Source organism: Klebsiella sp. C283, from assembly GCF_048822555.1.
Lineage (GTDB): Bacteria > Pseudomonadota > Gammaproteobacteria > Enterobacterales > Enterobacteriaceae > Klebsiella > Klebsiella quasipneumoniae.
This window is the reverse complement of sequence record NZ_JBMEZS010000013.1, coordinates 81,708-99,252: the sequence shown is the minus strand read 5'-3', so window position 1 is coordinate 99,252 and position 17,545 is coordinate 81,708. Positions and strand designations below refer to the sequence as shown.

Below are 17,545 nucleotides of genomic sequence, written 5' to 3'. Positions count from 1 at the left end.
TGCGCTTACCGGGGCTACGGATCCGACATGGGGCTACGCCCCTGTGGCGCGGACAAGCTATGCAGCACTGACTCAGGGTGAAGTTCTGCTACTGCTTCGCTAACCAGCCGACAATAAATGTCGCAATCTGCGGAATATTATTTAAATCCAACAGCGGAAGTGAGGTCGCGATCGATACATCGCTGGCCACGGCGATGGTATGATCATCCATCGTTAACTCTTCCACACGATGGCCGCTGTTTTGCCGAAAAAGCAGGATCTTAGGCACTGCTTCATGCTTGAAACCCTCGACCAAAACAAGGTCCAGTCTGCTGGCATCCATTCGACTGACCAGCCATGTGAGATCTAATTCCGGCTTCTCGGGTGTTTCGGTCATCAGCGCCCACCGCTGTTCGCTGGCGACAATGGTTTGCGCAGCGCCCGCCTTGCGCAATTCATAGCTATCTTTGCCCGGCTTATCCACGTCCATATCATGATGGGTATGCTTGATCAGACCAGGGCGTAATCCTTGAGCGCACAGCTCAGGAATGAGACGCTTTAATAATGTCGTTTTCCCTGTACCGCTCCAGGCGGCAATCGCTAATAGCGGGATCATGATGGCTCCTGCATACGTTGCAAATCCTCGAGCGTATTCACATTCATAAAAGCCGATTTTACCTCGCTGAAGCTAACCGGATGGCCGCCCATCTGGCGCATGAACACCATTACCCGGCGTTCGCCGCTGGCAAGATAGGCCTCCAGATGCGGAATAATTTGCCGATGCGCCAGCGCAACGGCGGGATGATCCCGTTCGCCGTCATGGGCCCAAACCACCGGCGCAGCGCTTTTTTGCTGGATAAAGCGCTCAACTAAAAATGACGGAATGAAGGGCGTGTCGCAGGGGCAAAAAACAAACCATGGACTCGCGACCTGCTGCATCACGGCAAGCATACCGGCTAAAGGACCCGGGTACCCCGCCTGCGTATCACGAAACACCGGATATCCACTGGCTTGCCACTGCGTAAGGTGACGGTTGGCGCTAATCACTAACTCATCTACCTGCGGAGCTAATGCCTCCGCGACGTGTCGCCAGAGAGGACGTCCATTGAGCAACTGTAATCCTTTATCAATGCCGCCCATTCGCGTGGCCCTGCCGCCCGCCAGCACGACGCCGGTTATCGCCTCGCTTTGCATATGAATATCGCCTCTTTCATTGTGGGATTGACCCTGTTAACTTGTCCCTATCAAGAGTAAGGAGCATGACCATGAAATGTAAACGTCTGAATGAAGTAATTGAACTCCTCCAGCCCGCCTGGCAGAAAGAGCCTGAACTGAACCTGATGCAATTTTTGCAGAAGCTGGCGAAAGAGGCCGGCTATGATGGCGAACTGAGCGATCTTTCCGACGATATTCTGATCTATCACCTGAAGATGCGTGACTCTTCAAAAGATGCTGTCATCCCGGGTATTCAGAAGGATTATGAAGAGGACTTTAAAACCGCGCTGTTGCGCGCCCGCGGCGTAATAAAAGAGTAAAAGGTTGTAAGCGCTGCCGCGTAAAGCGCAATGAGATGATATCCTGAACTATTCGTACGATTATCGGATGTCAGGATGCACGATAAGGCTTTTACTTTTCAGACGCTTCGCCCGGATACCATTATCGATGGATTATTCGATCTGGGTATGCGGGTGGACTCCGGTCTTACCCCGCTGAACAGCTATGAGAACCGCGTTTATCAGTTCCAGGACGAAGAGCGTCATCGCTATGTGGTGAAGTTCTATCGTCCTGAGCGCTGGTCGGCAGCGCAGATCCTTGAAGAACACCAGTTTGCGCTTCAGCTTGTAGAAGATGAAGTGCCCGTTGCTGCGCCGCTGTTATTTAACGACAGTACGCTTCATCAGCATCAGGGATTTTATTTTGCCGTTTTCCCAAGCCTTGGCGGCCGACAGTTCGAGGCGGATAACCTTGATCAGATGGAGTGGGTTGGCCGTTATCTTGGGCGCCTGCACCAGACCGGGCGCAAACAGCGCTTTTCTGCGCGTCCGGAGATTGGCGTGCAGGAGTATCTGCTGGAACCGCGCCAGGTATTTGAACAGTCGACGCTTATCCCGTCAGGCCTGAAGGCCGATTTCCTGAAGGCGACCGATAAACTCATCGCTGCTGTCATGACCCAATGGCACGGTGGCGGGACTACTTTGCGCCTGCATGGTGACTGCCATGCAGGCAATATCCTCTGGCGCGATGGGCCGCTGTTTGTTGACTTAGACGATGCGCGAACCGGCCCGGCGATTCAGGATCTGTGGATGCTGCTCAACGGCGATAAGGCTGAACAGCGTATGCAGTTGGAGACCATCGTCGAGGCCTATGAGGAATTCAGCCCCTTTAACAGCGATGAAATCGCGCTTATTGAACCTTTACGCGCCATGCGACTGGTTTATTATCTGGCGTGGTTGCTCAGACGCTGGGACGATCCGGCTTTCCCGGTTAATTTCCCCTGGTTAACCGGGGAGGATTACTGGCGAGGGCAGACGTCTACTTTTCTCGAGCAGGTGAAGGTTCTACAGGAACCCCCGCTTCAGTTAACGCCAATGTATTAATGTGATATATCCAGGAGAGAGTAAATCATGAAAAAAGTTTGGCTGGCGCTGGCTGGTATGATTCTGGCTTTTAGTGCATCCGCTGCCCAGATCACCGACGGCAAGCAGTACATCACCCTTGATAAGCCGGTTGCTGGCGAGCCACAGGTGCTTGAGTTCTTTTCATTCTACTGCCCGCACTGCTATCAGTTTGAAGAAGTGCTGCATGTCTCTGACAGCGTGCGCCAGAAACTGCCAGAAGGCACCAAAATGACCAAATACCACGTCGAGTTCCTGGGGCCGCTGGGCAAGGAGCTGACGCAGGCATGGGCTGTTGCCATCGCGCTGGGCGTTGAAGATAAAATTACGGCGCCGATGTTCGAAGCGGTGCAGAAAAACCAGACCGTGCAGAGCCTGGCTGACATTCGTAAAGTGTTCGTCGACGCTGGCGTGAAAGGGGAAGACTACGATGCCGCATGGAACAGCTTCGTGGTGAAATCTCTGGTCGCTCAGCAGGAGAAAGCGGCAGCCGATCTGCAGCTGCAGGGGGTACCGGCTATGTACGTCAATGGTAAGTACCAGCTGAACCCGCAGGGGATGGACACCAGCAATATGGATGTCTTCGTCGCTCAGTATGCGGATACCGTGAAGCAGCTGGTTGAGAAGAAATAAAAAAAACGCCGGTCACTGACCGGCGTTACTCTATCTGCTTTACCGTGGCGCCCTTTCTTTGTCCCGCATAATGTCAGTTAACTGACGGTCTTTCTCTTCCCACAGCCCATTCAGCCAGCGCTGGAAGCCACGCTTAAAGTTCTTATCGTTGACGTAATCGCCGTGTAGCTCCTCGCCAATCGGTACCAGATTGATACGAACCACAATGCGCGTCAGTCGGCCGCTTAACATGTCGTAAAACGGCCTTGCATTATTTTCCGGGTAGCACAGCGTAACGTTCAGTAGTTTATCGAACTGCGAACCGAGAACATTGAGCGCCATGGCAATACCTGCCGCTTTCGGTGGTAAAAGATTGTGGTAAGGGGAGCGCGTCTCGCGCTTTTTTGCGTCGGTAAAACGCGAGCCTTCCACGAAATTGACGATAGTCGTCGGATGTGAGCGGAATTTCTCACATGAACGGCGGGTGGTTTCGACATCTTTACCACGGCGTTCCGGGTGACGAATAAGATAGCTACGCGAATAGCGGCGCATAAAAGGCATATCCAGCGCCCAGCAGGCGAGACCGATGAACGGTACCCACGCCAGCTGCTGTTTAAGGAAGTACTTATTCATCGGAATATGCTTGCGGAACAGTACGCACAGCACCACGATATCTGCCCAGCTGTGGTGGTTGCTGATCAGCAGATACCAGTTCTTTTTGTTCAGGCCTTCCAGACCCTGGACGTCCCATTTTAGCCAGGGATTGAGATGCAACAGCAGCGCCAGCCCTTCGCACCAGCAGTACATCATAAAATTGCAAAAAACGGATATAGAGCGCCATACCGCTGGAATGGGGACCAGCAGTTTAATCAGCCCGGCGACGATGATCGGTACAGAGCAGATAACGGTGACTAAGATGGTTAAGGCGATACTCAGCGGAAGTGTTATCGCAGCGAGTAATCTCGACATAGTTAGTTTATTCAGAAAGTTAGGCTGACAAAGAGCGCCTTTAAGCTGCGCAAGGGGCTGATTTTACCAGAAAACGCGGCAAATGACGGGTCTTACCAGAACAGAAAAAAACAAGGATCTTCTATCCACATGGAAGATTAGGTCATCAAATTAATGCCAGGATCGTTGATCTGTTTTTAAGTGATTGATAAATAGTAATTAATACTATTTATTCATTTATTTCCCGGGGCGGATAAGCTGACGTTGTAAAACTATGCACAAAGTTATCCACAAGCTAAGTTGTCGCGCGATCGCGACGATCGTTGAATCTTTTCCGCGAAATGCGGGAAAAATTCAGGATTTCATGCCCGTCTGTGGCATCCTTTATCCATAATCTGATAAACAGGCACGGAAATTATGGTTCAGATCCCAGAAAACCCTCTCATCCTCGTTGACGGCTCCTCCTATCTTTATCGGGCGTATCATGCGTTTCCGCCGCTGACTAACAGCGCAGGGGAGCCCACCGGGGCTATGTACGGCGTACTGAATATGCTGCGCAGTTTGATTCTGCAGTATCAACCGACTCATGCCGTCGTGGTCTTTGATGCGAAAGGGAAAACCTTCCGTGATGAATTGTTCGAACATTACAAATCTCATCGCCCGCCGATGCCGGACGATCTGCGCGCGCAGATTGAGCCGTTGCATAAGATGGTGAAAGCGATGGGGCTGCCGCTGATGGCAGTCCCGGGCGTCGAAGCTGACGATGTGATTGGCACCCTGGCGCGGGAAGCGGAAAGGGCCGGACGTCCGGTGCTGATCAGTACCGGCGATAAAGACATGGCCCAGCTGGTGACGCCGGGGATCACCCTGATCAATACCATGACCAACACTATCCTCGGGCCGGATGAGGTGGTTACCAAATACGGCGTTCCGCCGGAGCTGATTATTGATTTCCTGGCGCTGATGGGCGACTCCTCGGATAACATTCCTGGCGTGCCGGGCGTGGGCGAAAAGACCGCCCAGGCGCTGCTGCAAGGCCTTGGCGGCCTCGATACGCTGTATGCGGAACCGGAGAAAATCGCTGAACTGAGCTTCCGCGGCGCGAAAACGATGGCGGCGAAGCTGGAGCAGAACAAGGAGGTGGCTTATCTCTCTTATCAGCTGGCGACCATCAAAACCGACGTCGAGCTGGAGCTCACTTGTGAAGAGCTTGAGGTGCAGCCGCCGGCGGCAGACGATCTGCTAGCGCTGTTCAGACAGTATGAGTTTAAGCGCTGGACCACCGACGTTGAAGCCGGGAAATGGCTGCAGGCGAAGGGGGGCAAACCGGCTGCGAAACCTGCAGTGCCTGCAGCAGCGGCAGAAGCCGAAGAAGAGGTTGAAGCCGCTACTGCACTTTCAGCAGAGCACTATGTCACTATCCTTGATGAGGCCACGCTGCTCACCTGGATCGATAAGCTGAAGCAGGCGCCGCTCTTTGCCTTTGATACGGAAACCGACAGCCTGGATAACATCTCCGCCAACATGGTCGGCCTTTCATTCGCTGTTGAGCCGGGCGTGGCCGCCTATGTCCCGGTAGCGCATGATTACCTTGATGCGCCGGACCAGATCCCGCGCGAGCGCGTGCTGGCGCTGCTTAAACCGCTGCTGGAGGATGAGAAGCTGCTCAAGGTTGGGCAAAATCTCAAATACGATCGCGGCATTTTGGCTAATTACGACATTGAGCTGCGCGGGATTGCGTTCGATACCATGCTGGAATCTTACATTCTCGACAGCGTGGCGGGCCGCCACGATATGGACAGTCTTTCCGACCGCTGGCTGAAGCATAAAACGATTACCTTCGAAGAGATCGCTGGCAAGGGTAAGAATCAGCTCACCTTTAACCAGATTGCGCTGGAAGAGGCTGGTCGCTACGCGGCGGAAGACGCCGACGTCACGCTTCAGTTGCATCTGAAAATGTGGCCGAAGCTGCAGCAGCATGAAGGTCCGCTAAATATCTTCCAGCACATTGAAATGCCGCTGGTGCCGGTGCTGTCTCGCGTTGAGCGCAATGGCGTTAAAATCGACCCCGCCGTGCTGCATGCGCACTCGCAGGAAATTGCCCAGCGCCTGGTTGAGCTGGAGCAGCGGGCGCATGAGATCGCCGGGGAAGCGTTTAATCTCTCCTCCACCAAACAGCTGCAAACGATCCTGTTTGAAAAACAGGGTATCAAACCGCTGAAGAAGACGCCGGGCGGCGCGCCGTCAACCTCTGAAGAGGTACTGGAAGAGCTGGCGCTCGATTACCCGTTGCCGAAGGTGATTCTGGAGTACCGTGGGCTGGCGAAGCTGAAGTCGACCTATACCGATAAGCTGCCGCTGATGATTAACCCCAAAACGGGCCGCGTGCATACCTCCTATCATCAGGCGGTTACCGCCACTGGCCGTTTGTCGTCTACCGATCCTAACCTGCAAAACATTCCGGTGCGTAACGAAGAAGGGCGCCGTATTCGCCAGGCGTTTATCGCGCCGGAAGATTACGTCATTGTCTCGGCGGACTACTCGCAAATCGAGCTGCGCATTATGGCGCACCTGTCGCGGGATAAAGGCCTGCTGACCGCCTTCGCGGAAGGGAAGGATATTCACCGGGCGACGGCGGCTGAAGTGTTTGGCTTACCGCTGGACAGCGTCAGCAGCGAACAGCGGCGCAGTGCGAAAGCTATCAACTTCGGTCTGATCTATGGCATGAGCGCCTTTGGCCTGGCCCGCCAGCTGAACATCCCGCGTAAAGAAGCGCAGAAGTACATGGATCTTTATTTCGAGCGTTATCCGGGCGTGCTGGAGTATATGGAGCGCACCCGCGCACAGGCGAAGGAGCAAGGTTATGTTGAAACGCTGGATGGCCGTCGACTCTATTTACCGGATATCAAGTCCAGCAATGGCGCTCGTCGCGCCGGTGCGGAACGTGCGGCGATTAACGCCCCGATGCAGGGGACGGCTGCGGATATCATCAAGCGGGCGATGATTGCCGTTGATGAATGGCTGCGCAGCGAGAAGCCTCGCGTGCGGATGATCATGCAGGTTCACGATGAACTGGTCTTTGAAGTGCATAAAGATGAGCTCGATGCCGTATCGAAAAAGATCCACGAACTGATGGAGAACAGCACTACGCTGGCGGTACCGTTGCTGGTGGAAGTGGGCAGCGGAGAAAACTGGGATCAAGCGCACTAAGTATACAAAGCGCAACGCGATTTTCTGTAAGTAAGCAACATAACTTATAGAGTTTTGTGAGGATCATTTGAATTTGCTATGTAAATAGTGAAAAAAAACTACAAAAAATGCTTTATCCGTGAGCGAAAGAAGAGTAGAGTTATTCGCGTAGGGTACAGAGGTAAGATGTTCTATCTTTCAGACCTTTTACTTCACGTAATCGGATTTGGCTGAATATTTTAGCCGCCCCGGTCATTTATGGCCGGGGCGTTTTTTATTGCGCGAAAGAAAAGTGGCAAAGGGACAGGACACGCTTGTGCTTGATTCTGGAGAGGAACCCGGATAAGGCGCGGTACGCTCTTATCCGGCTGTTCGTGACGATTACTCGTCTGCGGCGCGCTCTTCTTCCTGCGGCGGGATTTCGTTAAACCAGCTATCCAGCTTCTGTCGCAGCTTATCCACGCCAGATTTTTTCAGCGAGGAGAAGGGTTCAACCTGGACATCGCCATTGAAGGCCAGTACCGCTTCACGCACCATATTCACTTGCGCTTTACGCGCGCCGCTGGCGAGCTTATCGGCTTTGGTCAGCAGCACCAGCACCTGAATATCGCTTTCTACCGCCCATTGGATCATCTGCTGATCGAGATCTTTAAGCGGGTGGCGAATGTCCATCAGAACCACCAGGCCCTTCAGGCACAGACGTTTTTCCAGATATTCTCCCAGCGCGCGCTGCCACTTGATCTTCATCTCTTCCGGGACTTGCGCATAACCATAGCCGGGCAGGTCGACCAGGCGTTTGCCTTCGGCAACTTCGAACAGGTTAATCAGCTGTGTACGTCCGGGCGTTTTGGAGGTCCGCGCCAGGCTTTTCTGGTTGGTCAGCGTATTCAGTGCGCTGGATTTTCCCGCATTGGAGCGGCCGGCGAATGCCACTTCAATACCAGTATCGGCAGGAAGATGGCGGATATCTGGCGCGCTGGTGACAAAGTGCGTCAGTTGATAATTCCAGTTGGTCAAGACGGTCGTCTCCGTTAAAACAGGCTATGGCAGGGATTATACCTGAACAGCAGAAAAAGGCTGTTTTTACCGCACGCCGGTTCTGTAAGTAAAAACCCTGCACTTTGTGAGACATTGGCTATTCTTCGTATAGGACATGCCTGAGAAAAATAAGGCCAATAAATCATAACCATATGAAACTAAATAAATTATAAAAATAGAGAAATCTGAAAGTAGATTTTTAACGGCCAGACTGGTTGTCGATTTTTGTCAACACGGTAAAGTAATACACAACGGCGAGGATGCTGAAAAGGATGAGGACTCAGGACGAGGGGTCAGGAAGCGCCAGGAGGCGAAGACCACAGGATTGTCAGGATGACACGCGTTTTGGAAACGTTTCAAAGGGAAAAGGAAGAAACAGGGACCGTTGGACGCTAAGGGAAAGACAGGGTAAGTCGTTAGCGAACAGGGAAAGAAGAGCCCGTTAAGGGTGGTCAGTGAGGAAAAAGGCGACAGAGTAATCTGTCGCCTTTTTTCTTTGCTTGCTTTCTGCTAGATTCCGCCTCAATTCTATACTGAATAATACTGTCTGAAGATTACACACCATGAAAAAACCGACATCCGCCACCCGTGGCAAATCCGGCCGCAAGTCGCGTGAAGAGTTAAATCAGGAAGCTCGCGATCGCAAACGGCAGAAGAAACATCGTGGCCACGCGGCAGGAAGTCGCGCGAACGGCGGCGATGCGGCTTCAGCGGGTAAAAAACAGCGCCAGGCGCAAGATCCGCGCTTGGGCAGCAAAAAACCAATCCCGCTGGGCGCGAGCGAAAGCAGCGCTCCAGCTCCCAAGCAGCATAAACCAAAGAGCGAGAAACCTATGCTTTCACCGCAGGCTGAGCTGGAGTTGCTGGAGAATGATGAGCGCCTGGACGCGCTGCTGGAACGTCTGGAAGAGGGCGGTACCCTGAATGCTGAAGAGCAGAGCTGGGTGGATGCCAAACTGGATCGTATTGATGAGCTGATGCAGCAGCTCGGCCTCTCTTACGATGACGAAGATGAAGAAGAGGAAGAGCGTCAGGAAGATATGATGCGTCTGCTGAAGGGTGGAAACTAACATTTGCATCCCATCGGATCCCCGGTACTGTTTATAACCCTTCTGGTTATATGTTATCTGCTGTGGTTATTCGTTAAACTACGACGGTTGTCGCGGCGTCAGAAATGGCTGCGCAACCGGCTCATGACCCGCGGTGCGGTGGGGCCGGGACGGCGTACCCGTCGGCGGCACCATCGGAAGGAGTGAGCATGTCTGAGCAGATAATCGACTGGGATCTGGCCCTGATCCAGAAATATAACTATTCCGGGCCGCGCTATACCTCGTATCCCACCGCGCTGGAGTTTTCACCACAATTCGGCGCGGCGGAATTCGATGCCGCTGTGGCCCGTTACCCACAGCGTCCCCTGTCGCTGTATGTTCATATCCCGTTTTGCCATAAGCTGTGTTATTTCTGCGGCTGCAATAAGATCGTCACCCGCCAGCAGCATAAGGCCGATCAGTATCTCGATCTCCTTGAACAGGAGATCATCCACCGCGCGCCGCTGTTTGCCAACCGTCAGGTTAAGCAACTGCACTGGGGAGGCGGCACGCCGACCTATCTCAATAAGGCGCAAATCAGTCGCCTGATGGATCTGTTGCGTACCCATTTTCATTTCAGCGCCGAAGCCGAGATCTCTATCGAGGTCGATCCGCGTGAAATCGAGCTGGATGTCCTCGATCATTTACGCGCTGAGGGTTTCAACCGCCTGAGTATGGGCGTGCAGGACTTCAATAAAGAGGTTCAGCGTCTGGTTAACCGCGAGCAGGACGAAGCGTTCATCTTTGACTTGCTTCGCCATGCGCGGGAGATTGGATTTACTTCGACCAATATCGACCTCATCTACGGCCTGCCGAAGCAAACGCCGGAGAGCTTTGCCTTCACCCTGCAAAAGGTCGCCGAGCTCAACCCTGACCGCCTGAGCGTGTTTAACTACGCGCATCTGCCCACGCTCTTTGCCGCACAGCGCAAAATTAAAGATGCCGATCTGCCCTCTGCTGAACAGAAGCTGGAGATCCTCCAGGAGACCATCGGCTCGCTGACGGCGGCGGGCTATCAGTTTATCGGCATGGACCACTTCGCGCGTCCTGATGATGAATTAGCGGTCGCGCAACGTCACGGCGTACTGCATCGCAATTTCCAGGGCTACACCACTCAGGGCGATACCGATTTGCTGGGGATGGGCGTGTCTGCGATCAGCATGATTGGCGACAGCTACGCTCAGAACCAAAAAGAGCTGAAGCAGTACTACCAGCAGGTGGCAGAGCAAGGGAACGCCCTGTGGCGCGGGATCGCGTTAACCCGTGACGACTGTTTGCGTCGCGACGTGATTAAGGCGTTGATCTGTAACTTCCGTCTGGATATTGATGCCGTCGAAGCGCAGTGGGCCGTGGATTTTCAGACTTATTTTGCCGAGGACCTGAAACTGCTGGCGCCGCTGGCGCATGACGGGCTGGTGGTGGTGGAGAGTAAGGCTATCCAGGTAACGGCGAAAGGCCGCCTGCTGATCCGCAACATCTGCATGTGCTTTGATGCCTATCTCCGGCAAAAGGCTCGGATGCAGCAGTTCTCACGGGTGATTTAATGTTTTCCCCCTCTCCCGCAGGAGAGGGGGAACAATTAGCTGAACAGCCCGACCAGCGCAGCGCACAGCACGGCAGCGACTGCCGTTTGCGGCGTGTGACTCGCAGCGGCGCCGCTCGATATCATACTCACCAGTGATTCAAACATGATGCTCTCCCCTAATGCCGGGCACGATCATACTCAACTCATCGGAACAGTAAAGTACAAAATAGCAGCACTTTGCGCTGATCGGCTATTTTTCATCACGCCGTTAAACCCTACTCCATACCCAACTCTTTTAGCTTACGCGTCAGGGTATTACGACCCCATCCCAGCAGGCGCGCAGCCTCCTGTTTATGTCCTTGAGTATGACGCAGGGCGGTTGTCAGCAGCGTGCGTTCCATTTCGGGTTGCGCTTCTGAGAGCAGGTTTTGATGACCGGAGCGCAGCGCCCGATCGGCCCACTGACCCAGCAGCGTCGCCCAGCTGTCTGGCTGCATCTGCGTCGGGCTATCAGGAATGGTGGTCTCAAACAGTTCGCTCGGCAGATCCTGCGTCAGCACCTCCTGGCCGGCGGCCATGACGGTGAGCCAGCGACAGGTGTTTTCCAGCTGGCGAACGTTGCCCGGCCACGCCAGGCGGGTCAGCGCTGTCTCCGTTTCCGGATGCAGCTGTTTGGCTTCAACACCTAGCTCGCGGGCGGCAATCTGCAGAAAATGGCGGGCCAGACGAGGAATATCTTCCCGACGCTCGCGCAGCGGTGGCAAATGCACCCGGATCACGTTCAGGCGGTGGAATAAATCTTCACGGAATTTCCCCTCCTGCACCCGCTGCTCCAGATTCTGGTGGGTGGCGGCGATGATCCGCACATCGACCTTCACCGGCGCGTAACCGCCCACGCGATAAAACTGGCCATCCGCCAGAACGCGCAGCAGGCGAGTCTGGACATCCAGCGGCATATCGCCAATTTCATCCAGGAACAGCGTACCGCCGTCAGCCTGTTCAAAGCGACCCTGACGGACGGTATTGGCGCCGGTAAAGGCCCCTTTTTCATGCCCAAACAGTTCCGATTCGATCAGGTCCTTGGGGATCGCCGCCATATTCAGCGCGATAAATGGCGCTTTTGAGCGCGGGCTATGACGATGCAGGGCATGAGCGACAAGCTCTTTACCGGTACCGGATTCGCCATTGATCAGCACGCTGATGGATGAGCGCGACAGACGGCCAATAATGCGAAAGACATCCTGCATGGCCGGCGCCTCGCCAATGATATCGGCGGTGGGGCTGCTTATCGGCGCATTTCGCGGCTGCTGCTGCTCCTGATAGTGGCTAATCGCCCGGTCGACGAGGGCGACGGCTTCATCGATATCAAAAGGTTTGGGCAGATAATCAAACGCGCCTTGTTGATAAGCGCTGACCGCGGCGTCCAGATCGGAATGCGCGGTCATTATGATGACCGGAAGCATTGGATGACGCTGCTTAATCTGTTTGAGCAGCGCCAGGCCATCCATTCCCGGCATACGGATATCTGACAGCAGTACATCCGGGGTTTTGGTGGTGAGGGCATCTAGCACCTCATTGCCGCTTTCGAACGTTGTGCAGCTCAAGCCGGCTCCGGTGAGCGCGCGTTCAAGCACCCAGCGGATGGAGCTATCGTCATCAACGATCCAGGCTATCCCTCGTTGCATAAACACCTCTACTTCCGAATAGGCAGGTATACCGAAAATTCGGTATGACCCGGCCAGCTGGTGAATTCAATTTTGCCGGAGTGCTGATCGATAAGGCTGCGGGCGATAGATAAGCCCAGGCCGGTACCGCCTTCGCGGCCGCTGACCATCGGATAAAACAACGTATCCTGGAGCTGGGGCGGAATACCCGGGCCATTATCTTCGACGTCAATACGGGCGGCGAGGCGATAACGCACCCCGTGCAGCGTCAGCTGGAAAGCGGTCCGGGTACGGAGAACAATTTCGCCCCCTTCCGGCCCCAGCGCCTGCAGCGCATTACGGACGATGTTCAGCAACACCTGTTCAATTTGATCCGGGTCGTGGGGGAGTTCCGGTAGGCTGGGGTCGTAATCACGGATCAACTTCACGTTGTCCGGCAACTCCATCGAGACCAGTTTCACTACCCGTTCGGCGACCTTGTGGATGCTTTCGGTAACGTGCATGCCCGGATGCTGTGGCCCGAGCAGGCGATCGACCAGATTTCTCAGCCGGTCGGCCTGCTCGATGATCACTTTGGTATATTCCGTTAGCGCCGGGTCGGGCAGGGCTTTGCTGAGCAGCTGTGCCGCGCCGCGCAGGCCGCCTAACGGGTTTTTAATCTCGTGCGCCAGGCCGCGGACCAGATCGCGGGCGGCGACCTGCTGCGCGTGCTGCAGCTGCTCCTGGCTCAGGCGGCGCTGGTTATCCATCGGCGCCATTTCCAGCAGAATAAAGCCTTCCGGCAGCCGCTGGGCGGTCAGCGACAGGATATGCGAGCGGCCATCGATAACCAGCGTCACTTCGTTATCGGTAAAACCCTGGCCCGCCTGCAGACTCTCCTGCATCAGCCCGATATTTAATGAGAAATAGCTCAACAGCTCAGGTAACGGGGTGCCAAACAGTTTGCGCGAACTCTGCGCCAGCAGCTGCTGGGCCGCAGGATTGGCAAAGTGCACCGCCAGGTCGTCATCGACCAGTAAGATACTGTTGATAAGAGAGTTAAGGATCTGCCCAGCATCGGGCAGTGTGCCTGTTGCCATTCGACAGTCTCCTGAAAAAGAGTGCACCAATTTAGTGCAGTATAGCTTTTTATCGGTAAAAAGCTCGCGAGATCAGCGTGTTGGTGGAGAAAAAAGCCCATCCTGAGATGGGCTGAAAGTTTCCACGGCAACAAAATATCCCGGGCATCTCGCGCCACAACACGACATACCCTGGATTTACAGCAAAATTAGACGCTGTAGTACAGTTCGAACTCAACCGGATGCGGAGTCATGCGTACGCGGTCGTTCTCTTCCAGACGCAGGGCGATGTAAGCATCGATAGCGTCATTAGTGAATACGCCGCCAGCTGTCAGGAACTCGCGGTCAGCATCCAGGGCCTGCAGGGCTTCTTCCAGAGAACCGGCAACCTGCGGGATCTCTTTCGCTTCTTCCGGCGGCAGGTCGTACAGGTTTTTGTCCATTGCTTCGCCCGGATGGATTTTGTTCTTGATACCATCAAGGCCAGCCATCAGCAGCGCCGCAAAGCACAGGTACGGGTTGGCAGCCGGGTCCGGGAAGCGCACTTCGATACGACGCGCTTTCGGAGAGGTCACCACCGGAATACGGATGGAGGCAGAGCGGTTACGGGCAGAGTAAGCCAGCATAACCGGCGCTTCGTAACCCGGGACCAGACGCTTGTAGGAGTTGGTGGTCGGGTTCGCCAGGGCGTTGATGGCTTTAGCGTGTTTGATTACGCCGCCGATGTAGAACAGCGCCTGCTCAGACAGACCTGCGTATTTGTCGCCGGAGAACAGGTTGGTGCCGTTCTTCGCCAGAGACATATGGCAGTGCATACCGGAACCGTTGTCGCCGAACATCGGTTTCGGCATAAAGGTCGCGGTTTTACCGAAGCGGTGAGCGACGTTGTGAACAACGTATTTGTAAATCTGAATTTCGTCCGCTTTTTTGGTCATGGTGTTGAAGCGGGTTGCCACTTCGTTCTGACCTGCGGTAGCCACTTCGTGGTGGTGAGCTTCAACAACCAGGCCCATCTCTTCCATGATCATACACATGGTGGAACGGATATCCTGAGAAGAGTCTACTGGCGGAACCGGGAAGTAACCCCCTTTCACGCCCGGACGGTGACCTTTGTTACCGCCTTCGTATTTGGTGGAGGAGTTCCACGCACCTTCGATGTCATCGATCGCGACATGGGAGCCGGAGATAGAGGCGCCGAAACGGATGTCGTCGAACAGGAAGAATTCTGGTTCTGGCCCAAACAGGACGGTGTCAGCAATGCCGGTGGCGCGCAGGTACTCTTCAGCGCGTTTCGCGATGGAGCGCGGGTCACGGTCATAGCCCTGCAGGGTGCCTGGCTCGAGGATATCGCAGCGGATGATCAGGGTCGGTTCTTCGTAGAACGGGTCAATGACCGCGGTGGAAGCGTCCGGCATCAGGACCATGTCAGATTCGTTGATACCTTTCCAGCCACCAATCGAGGAGCCATCAAACATTTTGCCTTCTTCGAAGAATTCGGCATTTACCTGATGAGACGGAATCGTGACGTGCTGTTCTTTACCTTTGGTATCGGTGAAGCGCAGATCGACAAACTTCACTTCGTGCTCGTTCAGCATCGTCAAAACGTGTTCAGCGGACATACTTAAACTCTCCCGGATTGGTCATTGTCGTCGTGGTAACGAAAACTTCATACTGCTTAAAAGTGGCGTTGTTGCCTTAAAAAATATAAAGCGAAATCTGTGCCAACTTTTAAATGCCCTATAAAACGCTGTATCATGCGCACCATAGTGCAAAAGGACTGCACCATGATGGAGATAATGCACCAAAATAGTGCCTCAGTGTGAACATTGAGCACCATTTTGGTGCAATTTTTGTTACGGTGCCCTTTTATCGCTCCGTGAAAGCGGTCACAAAGAAACTCTGCAATACTTGTTTGCGGAGGATGTTTGTGATCCTGTTCAGTCCTTCGCTTAATACGTGTACAATAACGCGCTATTTCTAATGCCTGAGGCAAAGTTGTGATCGAAAATCTGCGTAATATCGCCATCATCGCGCACGTTGACCATGGTAAAACTACCCTGGTTGACAAGCTGCTACAGCAATCCGGTACGTTCGACGCACGTACTGAAGCACAAGAACGTGTGATGGACTCCAACGATTTGGAGAAAGAGCGTGGGATTACCATCCTCGCGAAAAACACCGCAATCAAATGGAATGATTACCGTATCAACATCGTTGATACCCCAGGGCACGCCGACTTCGGAGGTGAAGTTGAGCGTGTTATGTCCATGGTTGACTCTGTGCTGCTGGTGGTAGATGCCTTTGATGGCCCGATGCCGCAAACGCGCTTCGTGACCAAAAAAGCTTTTGCCCACGGTCTGAAGCCGATCGTGGTCATCAACAAAGTTGACCGCCCGGGCGCGCGTCCGGACTGGGTTGTCGATCAGGTGTTCGACCTGTTCGTTAACCTCGACGCGACCGACGAACAGCTGGACTTCCCGATCGTTTACGCGTCCGCGCTGAACGGTATCGCGGGTCTGGACCACGAAGACATGGCTGAAGACATGACCCCGCTGTACCAGGCGATTGTCGATCGCGTGCCGGCGCCGGACGTTGACCTTGACGGTCCGCTGCAGATGCAGATCTCCCAGCTGGACTACAACAACTACGTTGGCGTCATCGGCATCGGCCGCATCAAACGCGGTAAAGTGAAGCCGAACCAGCAGGTCACTATCATCGATAGCGAAGGCAAAACCCGTAACGGTAAAGTCGGTAAAGTACTGACCCACCTGGGTCTTGAGCGTATCGAGAGCGACGTAGCTGAAGCTGGCGACATCATCGCGATCACCGGTCTGGGCGAGCTGAACATCTCCGACACCATCTGCGACCCGCAGAATGTCGAAGCGCTGCCGGCCCTGTCCGTCGATGAACCGACCGTTTCCATGTTCTTCAACGTCAACACCTCTCCGTTCTGCGGTAAAGAAGGTAAGTTCGTTACCTCTCGCCAGATTCTGGACCGCCTGAACAAAGAGCTGGTGCACAACGTGGCGCTGCGCGTTGAAGAAACCGAAGACGCTGATGCGTTCCGCGTTTCCGGCCGTGGTGAACTGCACCTGTCCGTTCTGATTGAAAACATGCGTCGTGAAGGTTTCGAGATGGCGGTTTCCCGTCCGAAAGTTATCTTCCGTGAAATCGACGGCCGTAAACAAGAGCCGTTCGAGAACGTGACGCTGGACGTCGAAGAGCAGCACCAGGGTTCTGTTATGCAGGCGCTGGGCGAGCGTAAAGGCGACCTGAAAAACATGAATCCGGACGGAAAAGGCCGCGTACGTCTCGACTACGTGATCCCAAGCCGCGGTCTGATCGGCTTCCGTTCAGAGTTCATGACCATGACCTCCGGTACCGGTCTGCTGTACTCCACCTTCAGCCACTACGACGACGTTCGTCCGGGCGAAGTGGGCCAGCGTAACAACGGCGTGCTGATCTCCAACGGTCAGGGTAAAGCGGTAGCGTTCGCCCTGTTCGGTCTGCAGGATCGCGGTAAGCTGTTCCTCGGTCACGGTGCGGAAGTTTACGAAGGCCAGATCATCGGTATTCACAGCCGTTCTAACGACCTGACGGTAAACTGCCTGACCGGTAAGAAACTGACCAACATGCGTGCGTCCGGTACTGACGAAGCCACGGTTCTGGTTCCGCCGGTTAAGATGACCCTGGAGCAGGCTCTGGAGTTCATCGATGACGACGAACTGGTAGAAGTCACTCCGACCTCTATCCGTATCCGTAAACGTCACCTGACCGAGAACGACCGTAAACGCGCGATGCGCGGTGCAAAAGAAGAGTAATTTATTCT

15 protein-coding genes are annotated in these 17,545 nt (G+C 54.4%); 7 read left to right on the top strand and 8 right to left on the bottom strand.

The window, feature by feature from the left end; translation table 11 throughout:
• Positions 1-88 precede the first annotated feature (88 nt).
• On the bottom strand, positions 89-595 hold the full coding sequence (gene mobB / locus ACOI7Z_RS23405; RefSeq protein WP_023291488.1) for a molybdopterin-guanine dinucleotide biosynthesis protein MobB: 507 nt from the start codon (positions 593-595) through the stop codon (positions 89-91).
• On the bottom strand, positions 592-1,173 hold the full coding sequence (gene mobA, locus ACOI7Z_RS23400) for a molybdenum cofactor guanylyltransferase MobA (RefSeq protein ID WP_023291489.1): 582 nt from the start codon (positions 1,171-1,173) through the stop codon (positions 592-594). The genes mobB and mobA overlap by 4 nt, the downstream gene beginning before the upstream one ends.
• A 71-nt stretch (positions 1,174-1,244) precedes the next feature.
• Between mobA and ACOI7Z_RS23395 the strand changes: the two genes are divergently transcribed.
• The 3 genes from ACOI7Z_RS23395 to dsbA all read left to right on the top strand — a co-directional run bounded on the left by ACOI7Z_RS23395 (position 1,245) and on the right by dsbA (position 3,227).
• The gene (locus tag ACOI7Z_RS23395) at positions 1,245-1,514 is read left to right on the top strand and encodes a YihD family protein (protein WP_002882612.1); all 270 of its coding nucleotides are present in this window, start codon (positions 1,245-1,247) and stop codon (positions 1,512-1,514) included.
• A 75-nt stretch (positions 1,515-1,589) separates the two neighbouring features.
• On the top strand, positions 1,590-2,576 hold the full coding sequence (locus ACOI7Z_RS23390) for a serine/threonine protein kinase (protein ID WP_004203612.1): 987 nt from the start codon (positions 1,590-1,592) through the stop codon (positions 2,574-2,576).
• Between the two features lie 27 nt (positions 2,577-2,603).
• Complete coding sequence (dsbA, locus tag ACOI7Z_RS23385; RefSeq protein WP_004203613.1) at positions 2,604-3,227, top strand: thiol:disulfide interchange protein DsbA; 624 nt, start codon at positions 2,604-2,606, stop codon at positions 3,225-3,227.
• Between the two features lie 39 nt (positions 3,228-3,266).
• On the opposite strand, the gene ACOI7Z_RS23380 is transcribed toward dsbA, so the two are convergent.
• Complete coding sequence (locus tag ACOI7Z_RS23380; RefSeq protein WP_060591356.1) at positions 3,267-4,175, bottom strand: acyltransferase; 909 nt, start codon at positions 4,173-4,175, stop codon at positions 3,267-3,269.
• Positions 4,176-4,571: 396 nt separating this feature from the next.
• Here ACOI7Z_RS23380 and polA point away from each other — a divergent pair, with 396 nt between their 5' ends.
• Complete coding sequence (gene polA, locus ACOI7Z_RS23375) at positions 4,572-7,364, top strand: DNA polymerase I (protein ID WP_048296380.1); 2,793 nt, start codon at positions 4,572-4,574, stop codon at positions 7,362-7,364.
• A gap of 360 nt (positions 7,365-7,724) precedes the next feature.
• Here the strand turns inward: polA and yihA are convergent, their stop codons facing one another.
• A complete protein-coding gene (yihA, locus tag ACOI7Z_RS23370) occupies positions 7,725-8,360 on the bottom strand; it encodes a ribosome biogenesis GTP-binding protein YihA/YsxC (RefSeq protein ID WP_023291493.1) in 636 nt (211 codons plus the stop codon).
• A gap of 584 nt (positions 8,361-8,944) precedes the next feature.
• On the opposite strand from yihA, the gene yihI reads away from it, so the two are divergent.
• Positions 8,945-9,451, top strand: a complete 507-nt coding sequence (gene yihI / locus ACOI7Z_RS23365) for a Der GTPase-activating protein YihI (RefSeq protein WP_087849066.1) — start codon at positions 8,945-8,947, stop codon at positions 9,449-9,451.
• 188 nt (positions 9,452-9,639) lie between these two features.
• Entirely contained in the window at positions 9,640-11,013 is a 1,374-nt protein-coding gene (gene hemN, locus ACOI7Z_RS23360; protein WP_050534191.1) for an oxygen-independent coproporphyrinogen III oxidase, read from the top strand.
• A 35-nt stretch (positions 11,014-11,048) separates the two neighbouring features.
• On the opposite strand, the gene ACOI7Z_RS23355 is transcribed toward hemN, so the two are convergent.
• From ACOI7Z_RS23355 to glnA, 4 genes are all read right to left on the bottom strand, one after another.
• On the bottom strand, positions 11,049-11,159 hold the full coding sequence (locus ACOI7Z_RS23355) for a YshB family small membrane protein (RefSeq protein ID WP_004152951.1): 111 nt from the start codon (positions 11,157-11,159) through the stop codon (positions 11,049-11,051).
• Between the two features lie 110 nt (positions 11,160-11,269).
• Positions 11,270-12,679 carry a nitrogen regulation protein NR(I) gene (glnG, locus tag ACOI7Z_RS23350; RefSeq protein ID WP_002882749.1) on the bottom strand — a complete coding sequence of 470 codons (1,410 nt, stop codon included), beginning with the start codon at positions 12,677-12,679 and terminating at the stop codon, positions 11,270-11,272.
• An 8-nt stretch (positions 12,680-12,687) separates the two neighbouring features.
• Positions 12,688-13,737, bottom strand: a complete 1,050-nt coding sequence (gene glnL / locus ACOI7Z_RS23345; protein ID WP_004203621.1) for a nitrogen regulation protein NR(II) — start codon at positions 13,735-13,737, stop codon at positions 12,688-12,690.
• Between the two features lie 188 nt (positions 13,738-13,925).
• Entirely contained in the window at positions 13,926-15,335 is a 1,410-nt protein-coding gene (glnA, locus tag ACOI7Z_RS23340) for a glutamate--ammonia ligase (RefSeq protein WP_004203622.1), read from the bottom strand.
• A 378-nt stretch (positions 15,336-15,713) separates the two neighbouring features.
• On the opposite strand from glnA, the gene typA reads away from it, so the two are divergent.
• Positions 15,714-17,537 carry a ribosome-dependent GTPase TypA gene (gene typA, locus ACOI7Z_RS23335; RefSeq protein ID WP_023291496.1) on the top strand — a complete coding sequence of 608 codons (1,824 nt, stop codon included), beginning with the start codon at positions 15,714-15,716 and terminating at the stop codon, positions 17,535-17,537.
• The last annotated feature ends 8 nt before the right edge of the window (positions 17,538-17,545 follow it).

Coding starts and splice junctions, on each gene's coding strand:
- ACOI7Z_RS23355 (WP_004152951.1), bottom strand. CDS start 11,159: ATGTTTGAATCACTGGTGAGTATGATATCGAGCGGCGCCGCTGCGAGT.
- dsbA (WP_004203613.1), top strand. CDS start 2,604: ATGAAAAAAGTTTGGCTGGCGCTGGCTGGTATGATTCTGGCTTTTAGT.
- polA (WP_048296380.1), top strand. CDS start 4,572: ATGGTTCAGATCCCAGAAAACCCTCTCATCCTCGTTGACGGCTCCTCC.
- mobB (WP_023291488.1), bottom strand. CDS start 595: ATGATCCCGCTATTAGCGATTGCCGCCTGGAGCGGTACAGGGAAAACG.
- glnL (WP_004203621.1), bottom strand. CDS start 13,737: ATGGCAACAGGCACACTGCCCGATGCTGGGCAGATCCTTAACTCTCTT.
- ACOI7Z_RS23380 (WP_060591356.1), bottom strand. CDS start 4,175: ATGTCGAGATTACTCGCTGCGATAACACTTCCGCTGAGTATCGCCTTA.
- ACOI7Z_RS23390 (WP_004203612.1), top strand. CDS start 1,590: ATGCACGATAAGGCTTTTACTTTTCAGACGCTTCGCCCGGATACCATT.
- glnA (WP_004203622.1), bottom strand. CDS start 15,335: ATGTCCGCTGAACACGTTTTGACGATGCTGAACGAGCACGAAGTGAAG.
- glnG (WP_002882749.1), bottom strand. CDS start 12,679: ATGCAACGAGGGATAGCCTGGATCGTTGATGACGATAGCTCCATCCGC.
- hemN (WP_050534191.1), top strand. CDS start 9,640: ATGTCTGAGCAGATAATCGACTGGGATCTGGCCCTGATCCAGAAATAT.
- ACOI7Z_RS23395 (WP_002882612.1), top strand. CDS start 1,245: ATGAAATGTAAACGTCTGAATGAAGTAATTGAACTCCTCCAGCCCGCC.
- yihI (WP_087849066.1), top strand. CDS start 8,945: ATGAAAAAACCGACATCCGCCACCCGTGGCAAATCCGGCCGCAAGTCG.
- mobA (WP_023291489.1), bottom strand. CDS start 1,173: ATGCAAAGCGAGGCGATAACCGGCGTCGTGCTGGCGGGCGGCAGGGCC.